The following is a 14003-nucleotide window of genomic DNA, read 5'->3' as shown; positions in this document are numbered from 1 at the left end:
GAGTTGACCACGCAAATGCAGCACGAAATAGAGAGAGGGCTATGAAAAACTCACGTCGCACCGCAATATCGATGGCGCTTTGCGCCTCGCTCCTCACCCTGGCTGCCTGCAACAGCGAGCCGGATTCCTCCAACATGAGCGCCGACGATCCGACGGCCGAAGAGCTGGCGAATGCCGCGCCGCCGCCGGCCGTGCCGATGATCAAGGCCAGCCACACCTATCGGTGCAAGGACAACAGCCTGATTTTCGTCGATTTCATGACCGACGACAAGACGGCCAACTTCCGCTCCGCCAAGGATGCGCCGGTGGTCCACCTCGCCGCTCCGGAGGCCGGGGAGCCTTTCGTCTCGGCCGATGGCGCCACGACCATCACCGGTTCGGGCGACGAGATCAGCTACAACGGCCAGACCTGCAAGACCGGCTGAGCCGGCGAGCGGTCGTTCCGTTTCTTTCGCTCTTTTTCAGGCCGGCTCCGCGAGAGCCGGCCTTTTCATTGGCCCGTCGTCATTTCGCCGCCGGCGCGGGCCTTGGCCGGGCCAGTTCTGCCGCGTCCCAATGCTCGTCGGCCTTGCCGTCCACGAAGCGCCACATGTCGAACCAGCTCGTCGAGTAGGTCTTGCCGGGCTCGGTCGGGTGAGGGAGAGTCCGGCCCATCACGACGGAGACGAGGTCGCCCTGCGCAAAGACGGCGACGATGGGCGTCTTCAAGGGACCGCAAGGTTCGGTCCGCGGCCGGCTGCCGAAATATTTCATGACCGGCGCAAGGCCGGATACCACATTCGGATTGTGCTGGATGTAGCGCTCCGTGAGCCATTGCCCGGCGTCGCTCCAGTGATTGCACTGCAGCAATTCCCGCATGATGTGGAGCGCAGCCTGTTTGTTGCGGTGTAGAACCGGGTCGCTGTCCGTGAAGAGCGCTTCCGGATTGTCGACTCCGGTGACCGGCTCCTGCGCCTGGGCGGGCATGGGCGCTGCAAGGCTGAGCAAGGCGAGGGCGGCGAGCGAATGACGAAGCATGATGTCCTCTCCCCGGGTTCTCCCCGGATCCATTGGTATCGCGGGCAGGATGCTTGATTGCCGGGGAGAAGGCTAGTCTGGAGAGGAAGGGAAATGAAACCTTCTTTGCATGGGCAGACAGCGCGCGGTCCGGACCAGTGTCAGCGAACCAGCAGGTCCGTGGGCAGGACCGCGTCGGACAGCACATGGCGCATCCGCTCCCAGCGCGTCGACTCGTCGGGCGCGCCGTGCTCGACATAGTCGTGCACCAGGGTGCGGCCGAGATGATAATTGATGACGTAGCTGCGGTAATGCTCGATGAAACCGAGTGACTGCTCGGCCCGCTCGGCGCTCACCAGCTGATAGGTCTTCAGCAGTTCCAGGGCGGTCGCCCGGTCGACTTCGCCATCGAGATACATTTTCGCGATGGTCATGCGCGCGCCGCCCAGCTCCTCCGTTGCCTTGCGGACCTTCCACAGCGCCTCGGCGCCGGCGGGATCCAGCCCGGCGAGCGGGAAGAGCACATCCCGCTCGAAAGCGAGCTGCTCCTCGCCCGGGAATGCGAGGTCGATGCCGTAATTGGCGCTGCCCTCGGCAATCAGGCTCTGCGGCGAGTAGAGCGGATTGACCTGATATTCCTGCCAGCCCCGCTGTCCGACGAGCGTCCGCTCGATCATGATGTTGAGCACATGGTGGCCGGGATAGCCTTCATGGCATCCAAGGTCGACCGCGCGGCCGACCCTGGCGGGCAGGTCCATGTTGATCTCGATGCGGCTGTGGAAGGCGCCCTTGTAGTAATTGTAGCCGGACCATGGCTTGTCCGTGACGAACCCCATGTCGAAGCTCTCGTCGGCCGGCAGGTCGAAATGGGCAAGCGTGCGCCGGCGGCACTCTCCGATCGCCGCTTCCATGACGGCCGGCACGCGATCCTTGGCCACGACATAGCGATCCTGAAAGGCATCGACCCGCGCGGCCAACGTGCCCGGACCGGGCAGCAATGTCTCGAGCCGGGCCAGCAAGTCATCATAATGAGAGAGCGGCTTGAGATCGGGCCGGATGCCGAACAGGCCTTCCGCTTCATCAAGGAACGGGAAGCGCGCGCCGCCGATCATGGCGAGGCGCGTGGCAGCTGCGCGATAGAAGCCGCGAAGGGCCTTGGCGCGGGCCTGATCCTGCGGCGCGCGCAAGGCCGGCGACAAGGCATCGATCCGCTCGACCGCCGCTTCCGCCGCCTTCTGCAGGTCCTCGCGGGAACGGGGCGCGCTTTCCGCCGCCGCTTTCAGGGAGGCCGGCCCATAATAAGCATCGACATATTCCGCTTCGTGCGTGCCGACTTCCAGCGCCAGGGAAAGAAAGGCGCGGGCCAGCTCTGCCAGGGCGCGGCTCGCTTCGCTGCTGTCGTCCCGCGCCTGCGTGGCGCCGCGCTGCGGGGCGCTGGACGGTTGCGCGGTCGCGCTGCCGGCGGAGAGGAGAATGGCGAGGGCGGCAGCGGCCTGGAAGGGGCGGGCGGCGCGAAAGCGGGGGTGTCCGTTCAAGTGCATGGCCCTCACTCTGGCGCCTCGCCCGCTACCTGTCGAGTGCGCGCCGCGCAAATCTGCGCAAACGCCGCCGAGCATGGTTGTGCCGTCCGGGATGCAGCGATAAAGGCGCAGCATGTCAACCAACACGCCCGCCATCACGCCCCAGATCGTCGCGGATCATGGGCTCACGCCGGAAGAATATGACCGAATCGTCCAGGCGATCGGCCGAGAGCCCAATCTGACCGAGCTGGGCATCTTTTCCGTGATGTGGAGCGAGCATTGCTCGTACAAGTCGAGCCGCATCCATCTGAAGAAGCTGCCGACAAAGGCGCCCTGGGTGATCTGCGGGCCCGGCGAGAATGCCGGCGTGATCGACATCGGCGACGGGCAGGCCGCCATCTTCAAGATGGAGAGCCATAACCACCCCAGCTATATCGAGCCCTATCAGGGCGCCGCGACCGGCGTGGGCGGCATCCTGCGCGACGTGTTCACCATGGGCGCCCGTCCGGTCGCGAACATGAACGCGCTGCGTTTCGGTCGCCCCGATCATCCCCGGATGAAGCACCTCATCGCGGGCGTGGTGCGCGGCATTGGCGGCTATGGCAATTGCGTGGGCGTGCCCACGGTGGGCGGCGAGACCAACTTCCATCCGGCCTATGACGGCAACATCCTCGTCAATGCGATGACGGTGGGCGTGGCCGAGACCGACAAGATTTTCTATTCGGCCGCCTCCGGCGTCGGCAATCCGATCGTCTATGTCGGTTCCAAGACCGGACGGGACGGCATCCATGGCGCGACCATGGCCTCGGCCGACTTCGGCGAGGACAGCGAGGAGAAGCGGCCCACCGTGCAGGTTGGCGATCCGTTCACGGAGAAGCTGCTGATCGAGGCGTGCCTCGAACTCATGGCGTCCGATGCCATCGTCGCCATTCAGGACATGGGCGCCGCGGGCCTCACCTCATCCTCGGTCGAAATGGCCAGCAAGGGCGGCGTCGGCATCCGGCTGGACATGGACAAGGTTCCCCAGCGGGAAGCGGGCATGACGGCCTATGAGATGATGCTCTCGGAAAGCCAGGAGCGCATGCTCATGGTGCTCAAGCCGGGCAGGGAGGCTTTCGCGGAAGCCATTTTCCGCAAATGGGAGCTGGATTTCGCCGTGATCGGCGAAGTGACCGATACCGGGCGGATGGTGCTCGTCCATCATGGCGAGACGGTGTGCGACATTCCGCTGGGCCCGCTTGCCGATGACGCGCCGGTCTATGACCGGCCCCATGTCCCGACGCCCGCGCTCGCGCCGCTCGCGACGGTGCCGGACAGTGCCGATCCCGCCGCCGACCTGCTCAGGCTGATGGGCTCGCCGGACCTCGCCTCGCGCCGGTGGATCTGGGAGCAGTATGATCATATGGTCGGCGCCGACACGCTGCAGCGCCCCGGTGGCGATGCCGCCGTGGTGCGCGTCCACGGCACCAGCAAGGGCCTGGCGATCAGCACGGACTGCACGCCGCGCTACTGCTTTGCCGATCCGGTCGAAGGTGGAAAGCAGGCGATCGCGGAATGCTGGCGCAACATCACGGCGGTCGGCGCCACGCCGCTCGCCACGACGGACTGCATGAACTTCGCCAACCCGCAGCGCCCCGAGATCATGGGCCAGTTCGTGGGCTGCATCGAAGGCATGGCGCAAGCCTGCACCGCGCTCGATTTCCCCATCGTGTCCGGCAATGTCAGCCTCTACAACGAGTCGAAGGCGACGGGCGGGGGCAGCGCCATCCTGCCGACGCCGGCGATCGGCGGCGTCGGGCTGCTCGGCGATATCGATCGCATGTGCACGATCGCGTTCAAGGGCACGGGGGACATCATCCTGCTGGTCGGCGAGAGGCATGGCGATCTCGGCCAGTCGCTCTGGCTGCGCGAATGCCATGGCATCGAAGGAAAGGACGCCGGGCCACCACCGCGCGTCGACCTCGAGACGGAACGCAGGACCGGAACCTTCATTCGCAGCGCCATCCAGTGCGGCGCCATCACGGCATGCCATGACGTGTCGGACGGCGGCGTCGCGGTCGCCGTCGCGGAAATGGCGCTGGCGAGCGGCATCGGCGCGATCCTGGACCAGCCGCTTTCGGGCACCGCCGCGCAGACCTATTTCGCCGAGGACCAGGGGCTCTATGTCATTACGGCGCGCGATGTCGCGCTGGTCGAGCTGCTCAGCCAGGCCGAGGCGCAGGGCATCGAGGTCGCGCGGCTGGGGCGGACGATCGCCAACCGGGTGATCTTCGAGCTGCCGCAGAGCGACCACGCGGTTTCGCTGGCCGACCTGCGCAAGGCCCATGAAGGTTTCTTCCCGGCCTTGATGGACGCGGAGATCTGAGCGAAACGGCCGGGGGGAACCCTTCTGCGCTCCCGGTCAGTCGCGCCGCAGGATATATTCATCGTCGCGGTGATTGCCGACCTTGAACTGATATTCCCCTGCCCTCCGGAAGCCGAGCGACTGATACACCGCAATCGCGCGCGCATTGCCGGACCAGACGCCCAGCCAGAGCGGCCCCGGGAAATGCTCATCGAGCCAGTCGAGCGCGGTGGTGACCAATCGCCGCCCGAGCCCCATGCCCTGTGCATCCCGCCGCAGGTAGAGCTGGTACAGCTCGCCTGACCTGTCCGTCACATCGGGGTGCGGCAGCTTGCACGGCCCGGCATGCGCATAGCCGACCAACGCCCCGTCCCCCGCCTCGCAGACCCATGTGGCGTGATCCGACGCGCTGATCTCGGCAGCGATGGTGGGTTCTCCATAGGCGGTCCGCTCGAAGACGCCGAGGTCCGCAGGCGGGTAGGGGACGGCGAAGTCCTCCAGGAATGTCTCGCGAAAGCAGCACAGCTTCAGGGCGGCCAGCGCGGGAACGTCGTCGCTCGTTGCGCGCCGGATGCGAGGGGGAGGGATCGTGTCAGCCATTGTCGATGCGTCCGAACAGAACATGATAAAGCGTCTCGCCGCCGCTCCGGTCGAAATGATCGACGACGCGGCGTAGAGCGGACGGCGGGAGAGGCCGGTAACCCCGATGAGGCACCTGCGCGCCGATCGCGCGGAAATGGCGCATGAGAGCGAGGCCCCCGACGGATGGCAGGTGATAATGGTCCTCCCGGACCTCGGTGCGAGGGGCGATCACGCTCAGCATCGCGCGCAATTCTCCTGCGTCGGGATAGGCGGGAAGGCCGACCGTGATATTGGCCTGCTGATATGCCCTGTGCCAGCCGGAGAAGCTCTCCGCGCCCAGGGTCGAGAAGAACAGGCTACTGCCCGGCCGCAGCAGCGCATGCAAGCGCGATAGCGCGGCGGGGAGATCCTCGAACCACTGGAACGTCAGGCTGGAGACGATGAGGTCGAAAGCGGCTTCGCGAAAGGCAGGGGCCTCACCGTCCATCACCATCGTTTCCACGCCGGGGCACCGCCGGGCAGTGGCATCCACCATTTGCGGAGCGAGATCGGTGGCGATGAGGTCTGCCTGCGGCCAGCGGCGGCGCAGCTCCTCCGTGAGAAGCCCCGTCCCGCACCCGATCTCGAGAATTCGCTCCGGCGCAGCGGGGCGTGCCGCGTCTGCCCAGGCTGCCAGATCCTCGGCGACGGCGCGCTGGACCGGGGCGTGCGCATCATATTGCCCGGCCGCGGCGGCAAAGGCGGATCGGATCAGTGCCTTGCGTTCGGGGGGCATGCGCCGCGCTTGCCATGCCGGGGGCTGGACGTCACGCCAAAAGACGATAGGAAGCGCCATGGCAGACGAGAGCTTTCGCATCGGTGGGCTGGATTTCCTGCGCGGTTGCGCGGTGATGGGCATCCTGTTTCCCAATATCGTCCTTTTCGGATTGCCCTCTGCGGCGCTGTTCAATCCCTTCACGGTGGGGACGACCGGGGCGAGCGATCTGGCCGCCTGGCTGTTCACTTTCCTGCTGGTGGACGGGAAGATGCGCGCCATCTTCGCCATGCTGCTCGGCGCCTCCACGCTGCTCGTCATGGAATCTGCCGAGATGTCCGGCCGGGATGGCATGCGCGCTCATAGGCTGCGGATGCTGTGGCTGCTGCCGATCGGCCTCGCGCATCACCTCCTGCTGTGGTCCGGCGACATCTTGCTGATGCTGGCGCTTTGCGGACTCATCGCGACGCTCTTCGTGCGGCTGGAGACGCTGGGCCTCATCAAGCTCTCGCTGGGGCTGCTGGTCCTGCAGACCATCATCAATCTGTCCGTCACGCTGCCGGGTTTCGGCGTCCGCGCGGCAGCCGCGGCGCCCGGCGCATCCGCCGCTGCGGTGGCGCGCTGGCAAGGATATGCCGATCAGCTGGGCATCGGCGAAAGCGGTGCCGTCGCCCGGGAAATCATCCGCTATCGGTCCGGCTATAGCGAGATCTTCGGCGAGCGCTTCGCGTCCTTCGCGAGCGACATGCTTGGGCAGCTTGTCTATTCCCTGCCGGAAATGCTGGCCTTTACCGCGCTTGGCATGGCGATGCTGAAGGGCGGTTTCCTGGCCGGGCAATGGGCGGTTTCCCATTATCAGGCGACGTGGCGGCGCGCCTTGCTGGTAGGGCTGGTCCCCATGGGCGGGCTGGCGATCTGGGTGCTCGTCTCGCATGATCCTCTGGCGGCCCAGTCGGCGGCTTTCGGCTGGTCCATTCCCCTGCGCCTTCCCATTGCCGTGGGACTGGCGGCGCTCGCCATGGGGATCGCGGCTGCCCGGTCCCAGTCGCTGCCCGTGCGGCTCATCGAATCGGTCGGTCGTCTGGCCTTGTCGAACTATCTGCTCACGAGTCTCGCGATGACCACGCTCTTCTACGGTTATGGTGCGGGTCTGTTCGGCCGGCTGGACCGGGCGGGCCTCATGCTCGTGGCCGTGGCCATGATGGCCGTGATGATCGCCTGGTCCGCGCTGTGGCGCCGTCAGTTCGGGCAGGGGCCTGCCGAACGGCTGTGGCGCTGGGCAGCCCGCCGAACCGGCTGAGGACCCCAGCGGCATCGCCCTGCGCGCCATGCCCGCCATCCATATCTGGTTGCGCCGGGGCGAGTCGGTCGCCTAGACAGCACCCTGTTACGGGTTCCCGCGCGAGCGGGGAGCAAAAGGGAAGTCCGGTGCGCGGTCCGCCGCAAGTCCGGTGCTGTTCCCGCAACTGTAACCGGCGAGTGACGCGCCTTTCATGCCACTGTGGCGGTCGGGATGTCCCCGGCCAATGCCATGGGAAGGCGGTGCGGATGCATTGACCCGGGAGCCAGGAGACCTGCCCGTTGACAGTCTGTCCTTCGCCGGTCGGGATGTGCCGGACGAACGGGGCCGAAACCCTCGTGTGACGACAAGGCAGAAGGACGTCACCGGCCACTCAGCCGGGGGCGGCTCATGGCAAGGGACGTCATGTGACGCGAGGAAGAAGACATTCGGCAGTGCCCGTCGCGGCGCTTGGTTTGCTCATGCCGGTTCCGGCAATGGCACAGGCCATACAGGAGACGATCATCGTCACCGCCACCGGTGCCCCGCAGGACCGGGACGAGAGCGGGCAGGCGATCAGCATCATCGACAGCGCGACGATCGATCGCAGCCAGTCCTGGAGCGTGGGGGATCTGCTCGCCCGGCTCCCTTCCGTGCGGGTGAACAGCAATGGCAGCCTGGGCGCGGTGACGGGGGTTTCCCTGCGTGGCGCGGAAACCGGGCAGACGCTGGTGCTCATCGACGGCGTACCGGTCAATGATCCGGGCAGCACGGCCGATGCGGTGGATTTCGGCAATCTGCTCGTGGGGAACATCCGGCGGATCGAAGTGATGCGCGGCTCCAATGCCGTTCCTTATGGTTCGGAAGCGATCGGCGGGGTGATCGACATCTCGACGCGCGATCCGGACGCGCCGGAGGGCTTGTCCCTGCGCGGGTCGGCTGAAGGCGGCTATGCCGAGACGATGCGCGGGACGGCCGATCTGGGCTGGCGGGCGGGAGAGCTGCGCGTGGATGCAGGCATTGCAGGCCTGCGCACCGACGGCATCTCCAGCGCCGCCACGCGCTTCGGCGCCAGCGAGCGCGACGGGCTGGAGAACTGGACGGCGCATGCGCGCATCGAGGCGCCGCTGGGGGCTGGCCTCAGCCTCGACCTGCGCGGCTATGCCATCGACGCGACGCTCGATTATGACAGCTTCTTCGGAGCGCCGGCGGACAGCGCCGACACCAGCAAGTTCCGTCAGGCGACGGGCTATGCCGGCCTCAATGCCAGCAGTTTCGGCGGCGTGCTGCGCAGCCGCCTGTCGGTGACCTATCTCGGCAATCGCCGCGACTATCGCTACGCGCCCGACGGGCCTGTCGAATTCGGCTATCGTGGAGAAAACTGGCGGATCGACTATCGCGGCCAGGTGGCGGCGGCATCCGGCGTGGACCTGATGTTCGGCTACACGCATGATGCGCCGAATTACCGCTTCTTCGGTTTCGGGTCGGACGAACGGCACGAGGCGAACACGGACAGCGTGCATGGCATGCTGATCCTCAAGCCGACGAGCCGGCTTTCGCTCACCGGCGGCGTGCGCCATGATTCGCACAGCGCCTTCGGCGGCGTCACCACCTTCGGCGCCAATGCCAATCTCGGGCTGGCGGACGAGCGGACGCGCATCCGCTTCGCTTATGGAGAGGGCTTCCGCACGCCATCGCTCTATCAGCTCTACGACACGTTCAGCGGCACGAGCGACCTCGCGCCGGAGCGATCCGAGAGCTTCGATCTCGGGATGGACCGGCGCATCGCGGACGGGCGGGGCCGTGTCTCGCTGACCCTGTTCACGCGCACCACCCGCAACCAGATCGATTTCGACATGGCGACCTATCGTTACGCCAATCTGGCCCGCACGAGGGCGCGGGGCGTGGAGCTGGAAGTCTCGGTGAGCCCGGTCGACAGTCTCGATCTCGCGCTGGCCTACAGCTTCGTTGATACTCGGGATCGTTCGCTCGGCTCGCTGAACTACGACCGGCATCTCGCCCGGCGCCCAGTGCATGGCATCAGTGCGTCCGTGGACCAGCATTGGCGCTTCGGCCTCGCGACCGGCGTCTCGCTGCGCATGGCCAGCGACGCGGTCGATCCGGTGGCGCCGGCCGGCACGCTCGATGGCTATGTGCTCGTTGATCTGCGGGCGAGCCTGCCGATCAGCGAGCATATCGAGCTTTACGGGCGGCTGGAGAATGCCTTCGATACCGATTACGAAACGGCCTATGGCTACGCGACTTATGGCCGCGCCGCCTATGGCGGTATCCGGGTGAGGATCTGATGCGGCTGGGGGGGCTGGCATTGCTGCTGGCGCTCGCCGGTTGCGGGGAGGCGCGCGTGCCCACGCCGCCCGTCGATCACGCAGGGACGCTGCCGCGCGTCATGTCCCTCAACCCCTGTATCGACGCCATTCTCCTGGCCGTGGCCGACCCGGGCCAGATCCTCTCGATCAGCCACTATAGCCATGATCCTCGTGCGACCTCGGCTCCGCTGGATGTGGCCCGGCGCTTCCCGGCCAATGGCGGCACGGCGGAGGAAGTGATCGCCGCGGGCCCTGATCTCGTTCTGCTCGGCTCCCATGTTGCCCCGGCGACGCAGCGGGCCATCGCGGACACCGGCGTCCGCGTGGAGAGCGTGGGCGTGCCCGCTACCATCGAGGAGAGCCGGGCGCAGGTGCTGCAGGTGGCGCGGGCCATCGGGCATGAGGCGCGGGGCAGGCGCCTGCTCGAACGGATCGACGCGGCATTGGCGGCAGCGCGGCCGGCACCGGACCGCCCGCCGGTGCCGGCTCTCATTCGGCTGGGCGGCGGACTGGTGCCGGGGGAGGGGACGCTGGCGGACGAATTGTTCGCGCGGACCGGCTTCCGCAACATGAGCCGTGAGTATGGCCTTGCGATGTGGGACATTCTGCCACTGGAACCATTGATCGCCCGGCCGCCGCATCTGCTGCTTACGGATGGGGCCGGTCCGGGCACCCGCGAAGGGATGCTCGCGCGGGTTCCGGGCCTGCGAGTGGTCGATTTTCCGTCCCGCCTGCTGCAATGCGCTGGCCCCAATCTCATCGAAGCGGCCGGGACGCTCGCGACGATCCGGCGCGGGGCGACAGGCGCATGAGCCGGGGCGGGAAACTTGCGCTGCTGTGCGCGGGCGTCGTGCTGGCGTTCGTGCTGGCGCTCCTCGCAGGCAAGGTCTGGGTGCCGATCGGGGGGATGGCGAGCGGCGATCCGCGCGCGATCATCATGATGGATCTGCGGCTCCCGCGCGCGCTGCTCGCGATGACGATTGGCGCGGGCCTCGGCCTCTCCGGTGCGGCCTTGCAGGGCTACACGCGCAATCCCCTCGCCGATCCGGCCATTCTCGGCATTTCCGCGTTGGCCGCGCTTGGCGCGGTGACGGCGATTTTCCTCGGCCTGGGTGCATCGGGCGAGATCGTGGCGGCCTTTGCCATGGCGGGGGCCGCGCTCGCGGTACTGTTGCTCGGCCTGCTGGCGGGCCGAACCGCCGGCGCCGTCGCTTTCGTACTGGCGGGGACCGTCCTGTCCTCGCTTGCCGGTGCCCTGACCGCATTGCTCATCACATTGGCGCCCAATCCCTTCGCGACCTCGGAGATCATCAATTGGCTGATGGGCGCGCTGACCGATCGGGGTTGGGCGGAGCTGCGGATCGCCGCGCCTCTTGTCCTTGCCGGAAGCCTGCTCGTCCTCGCGCAGGGGCGCGCGATCGATGCGTTGACACTTGGCGAGGTGGTGGCGCGCTCGCTCGGTGTCGATCTCGCCCGGCTGCAGTGGATGCTGGCCGTGGCGCTTGCGTTTACCGTCGGGGGATCGGTCGCGGTCACCGGCATTGTCGGCTTTGTGGGACTGATGGTGCCGCACATGCTGCGGCCTTTCTTCGGCGCCGAGCCTTCCCGCCTGCTGCTGCCGTCCGCGCTCGGCGGTGCGCTGCTCGTGCTGGTCGCGGACAGCCTGGTGCGGCTCACGCCCGGTGCCGGGGAATTGCGCCTCGGCGTCGCGATGGCGCTGATCGGCGCGCCGTTCTTCTTCGCGCTGCTGGCGCGCTATCGGCGGGAGCTGGTCTGATGCTTGCGGCTCAGGGCGTGCATGTGAAGGCAGGCGATGCCGTCCTGCTCGACTCCATCTACCTGTCGCTCGCGCCGGGACGCGTGACGGCGATCATTGGTCCCAACGGCGCTGGCAAGTCGACTTTGCTCGCTTGCCTGGCCGGGCTTCTGCCGCCCGCGCGTGGATATGTGCTGCTCGATGAAGCGCCCTTGGCGGGCCGTGCAGCGAAGGTGCGCGCGCGGGACATCGGCTATCTGCCTCAAGACCCGCCGCTGCACTGGAACGTTTCGGTGCGCGCGCTCGCCAGCCTCGGCCGCGTTCCGCATGGCGATGCACAAAGCGAAGCGGGGCAGCGCGCCATCGCGACAGCGCTGGAGGAGACGGGCATGACCGGCTTTGCCGATCGGCTCGCCGGGACCCTCTCCGGGGGAGAGCGCTCGCGGGCGATGCTGGCGAGAGTCCTGGCCGGAGAGCCGCGCTGGCTGCTGGCCGACGAGCCTTTCGCGGCGCTCGACATCGCTCATCGTCAGGCGCTGATGATGCAGCTTCGGCGGATCGCCGCGCGGGGCATCGGCGTCGTGGTGGTGGTGCATGATCTTGCGCTCGCGGCGCAACTTGCCGACGAGGTGGTCCTGCTCGATCGTGGCCGGCTGGCGGCGGCGGGCCCCACGAAAACGGTCATGACGCCCCAAGCGCTGGAGACGGTGTTCGGCGTGGCATTCGCTTATGCGCGGCTCGACGAAGGGGAAGTGCTGGTGAGCTGCCCGCGCGTCTGACGTGCTCCCTTCCGGGCCATCATTCTGCTGTCGCTCGCCACGCGGGTGCGGCATTTTCCGTCGCCTTTCGCCATTGCCGGAGCTAGAGAGGCAGCATGCAGCGATTTGACGTCATCATCCTGGGCGGCGGTCTGGTCGGCCTCAGTCTCGCCATCGCTCTGGGCCGCCATGGCGTGTCCAGCGCCGTCATCGATCCCGCCGATCCGGCCGGCACGCTGGCCCCCGGCTTCGACGGACGCGTCTCGGCCATTGCCAGCGCGAGCTGGAAGCTGTTCGAGGCGATCGGCGTCGCCCCGCATCTGGACGGCAAGATCTGCCCGATCGACCGCATCTGGGTGAGCGAAGGGCTTTCGGGCGGCGCGCTCGATTTCACGCCCGATCCGGACGATGGCTCCATGGGCTACATGATCCCGAACCGCGACATGCGGATCGGCATCGAGGCGGCTGCACGCTTGACCAGCGGCATCACCCGGTTCCAGCCGGACAGCGCTGTGGCGGTGGAGCGGGAGGAGCACGGGGTGTGCGTGCGTCTGGCAAGTGGCGCCGCGCTGTCCGGAAGCCTGCTCGTCGGTGCGGAAGGGCGCGGCAGCCCCACGCGCGAGCTGGCGGGTATTCCCGTCGCCCGATGGTCCTATCCGCACACGGCGCTGGTCACGGCGATCGATCATGAGGCGGCGCACGGCAACACCGCTTATGAGATCTTCTATCCCGGCGGCCCCTTCGCGCTGCTGCCGATGCTGCCCGGCACCCGCTCGGCCATTGTCTGGACCGTGCCCACCGGCCATGCCCCCGCCTATATGAAGCTGCCGGAGGCGGCGCTTCTCGCCGAGGCGGAAAAGCGGATGGGCAGTTTCCTCGGCGCGATCAAGCTGGCAGCACCAGTGCAGAGCTATCCGCTGGGGTATCACCGCGCCGCGCGGATCGTTGATCGCCGCCTGGCGCTGGTGGGCGATGCCGCGCACGGCATCCACCCGATTGCGGGGCAGGGCGTCAATCTGGGCTATCGCGATGCCGCCGCCCTCGCGGAAGTCATCGTCGAGGGGATGCGCATCGGCCTCGAGCCGGGCGATGCACAATTGCTCACCCGCTACCAGCGCTGGAGAGCCCTGGATTCGCTCAGCGTGACGATCATGATGGACGGGCTGGTGAGATTGTTCGATGTGCCCGGCCGTCCGGCCTCCCTGCTGAGGCGGACCGGCCTTTCCGCCGTCCAGCGCCTCGAACCGCTCAAGTCCCGCTTCATGGCCGAAGCGCGTGGGGAGAGCGGCGCCAAGCCGCGGCTCCTGCTGGGCGAAGCGATCTAGCTGCCCGGTTCCGCAAGCGCGGCCCCAGCCTGCACGCGGCAAGACGCAAGCGGTCCGCCCGGCGAGGCCGCCCCGCCCCATCTCGCGAAAGCATCCGCCAGGGCGCGTGCTCGCGCCTCTTCGATCTGCAGGCTTTCCGCTCGCGCAGGAGGCACGTACATGCGCGGTTAACGTGTTGCAGTGCACAATGCGGCCCATCGCGGTCTTGCATCGACACTTCACCAACATGGGGAAAACGCCAACATTTGGCACCCGGCACTGAGTTGTGGAGCCGAGCATGAGACGGTGCGTCTATAGAAAGGGCGGAAAACAGCCATTCTCGGGAATGGCACGGTCCCTGCATAGAGCAAGACAACAGATGG

The 14003-nt window shown here is 67.2% G+C and carries 12 protein-coding genes and 1 riboswitch; of the genes, 8 read left to right on the top strand and 4 right to left on the bottom strand.

Features of this window, described 5'->3' with window-relative positions; all coding sequences use genetic code 11:
* Positions 1-41: 41 nt before the first annotated feature.
* A complete protein-coding gene (locus tag SLG_RS15225) occupies positions 42-425 on the top strand; it encodes a hypothetical protein (protein WP_014077388.1) in 384 nt (127 codons plus the stop codon).
* Positions 426-504: 79 nt separating this feature from the next.
* Here SLG_RS15225 and SLG_RS15220 read toward each other — a convergent pair whose 3' ends face one another.
* Positions 505-1017 (bottom strand): nuclear transport factor 2 family protein, encoded by a 513-nt coding sequence (locus SLG_RS15220; RefSeq protein WP_014077387.1) that lies wholly within the window; start codon positions 1015-1017, stop codon positions 505-507.
* 140 nt (positions 1018-1157) lie between these two features.
* On the bottom strand, positions 1158-2537 hold the full coding sequence (locus SLG_RS15215) for a hypothetical protein (RefSeq protein ID WP_014077386.1): 1380 nt from the start codon (positions 2535-2537) through the stop codon (positions 1158-1160).
* Positions 2538-2649: 112 nt separating this feature from the next.
* Between SLG_RS15215 and purL the strand changes: the two genes are divergently transcribed.
* Positions 2650-4881: a phosphoribosylformylglycinamidine synthase subunit PurL gene (gene purL, locus SLG_RS15210; RefSeq protein ID WP_014077385.1), complete on the top strand. Its 2232-nt coding sequence runs from the start codon at positions 2650-2652 to the stop codon at positions 4879-4881.
* Positions 4882-4917: 36 nt separating this feature from the next.
* On the opposite strand, the gene SLG_RS15205 is transcribed toward purL, so the two are convergent.
* Positions 4918-5460: a GNAT family N-acetyltransferase gene (locus tag SLG_RS15205; RefSeq protein ID WP_014077384.1), complete on the bottom strand. Its 543-nt coding sequence runs from the start codon at positions 5458-5460 to the stop codon at positions 4918-4920.
* The gene (locus SLG_RS15200) at positions 5453-6217 is read right to left on the bottom strand and encodes a methyltransferase domain-containing protein (protein WP_014077383.1); all 765 of its coding nucleotides are present in this window, start codon (positions 6215-6217) and stop codon (positions 5453-5455) included. Before SLG_RS15200 ends, SLG_RS15205 begins: the two co-directional genes overlap by 8 nt.
* A gap of 58 nt (positions 6218-6275) precedes the next feature.
* Here SLG_RS15200 and SLG_RS15195 point away from each other — a divergent pair, with 58 nt between their 5' ends.
* From SLG_RS15195 to SLG_RS15170, 6 genes are all read left to right on the top strand, one after another.
* On the top strand, positions 6276-7496 hold the full coding sequence (locus tag SLG_RS15195) for a DUF418 domain-containing protein (RefSeq protein ID WP_014077382.1): 1221 nt from the start codon (positions 6276-6278) through the stop codon (positions 7494-7496).
* 74 nt (positions 7497-7570) lie between these two features.
* Positions 7571-7792, top strand: a riboswitch (cobalamin riboswitch).
* A gap of 180 nt (positions 7793-7972) precedes the next feature.
* Positions 7973-9781, top strand: a complete 1809-nt coding sequence (locus SLG_RS15190; protein WP_231848690.1) for a TonB-dependent receptor plug domain-containing protein — start codon at positions 7973-7975, stop codon at positions 9779-9781.
* Entirely contained in the window at positions 9781-10614 is an 834-nt protein-coding gene (locus SLG_RS15185) for an ABC transporter substrate-binding protein (RefSeq protein ID WP_014077380.1), read from the top strand. The genes SLG_RS15190 and SLG_RS15185 overlap by 1 nt, the downstream gene beginning before the upstream one ends.
* On the top strand, positions 10611-11579 hold the full coding sequence (locus SLG_RS15180; protein WP_014077379.1) for a FecCD family ABC transporter permease: 969 nt from the start codon (positions 10611-10613) through the stop codon (positions 11577-11579). The genes SLG_RS15185 and SLG_RS15180 overlap by 4 nt, the downstream gene beginning before the upstream one ends.
* The gene (locus SLG_RS15175; RefSeq protein ID WP_014077378.1) at positions 11579-12337 is read left to right on the top strand and encodes an ABC transporter ATP-binding protein; all 759 of its coding nucleotides are present in this window, start codon (positions 11579-11581) and stop codon (positions 12335-12337) included. Before SLG_RS15180 ends, SLG_RS15175 begins: the two co-directional genes overlap by 1 nt.
* A gap of 95 nt (positions 12338-12432) precedes the next feature.
* On the top strand, positions 12433-13641 hold the full coding sequence (locus SLG_RS15170) for an FAD-dependent monooxygenase (protein ID WP_014077377.1): 1209 nt from the start codon (positions 12433-12435) through the stop codon (positions 13639-13641).
* Positions 13642-14003: the final 362 nt, after the last annotated feature.

Source organism: Sphingobium sp. SYK-6, from assembly GCF_000283515.1.
Lineage (GTDB): Bacteria > Pseudomonadota > Alphaproteobacteria > Sphingomonadales > Sphingomonadaceae > Sphingobium > Sphingobium lignivorans.
The sequence above is the reverse complement of the archived record's forward strand: the minus strand, read 5'-3'. Positions and strand labels throughout refer to the sequence as shown.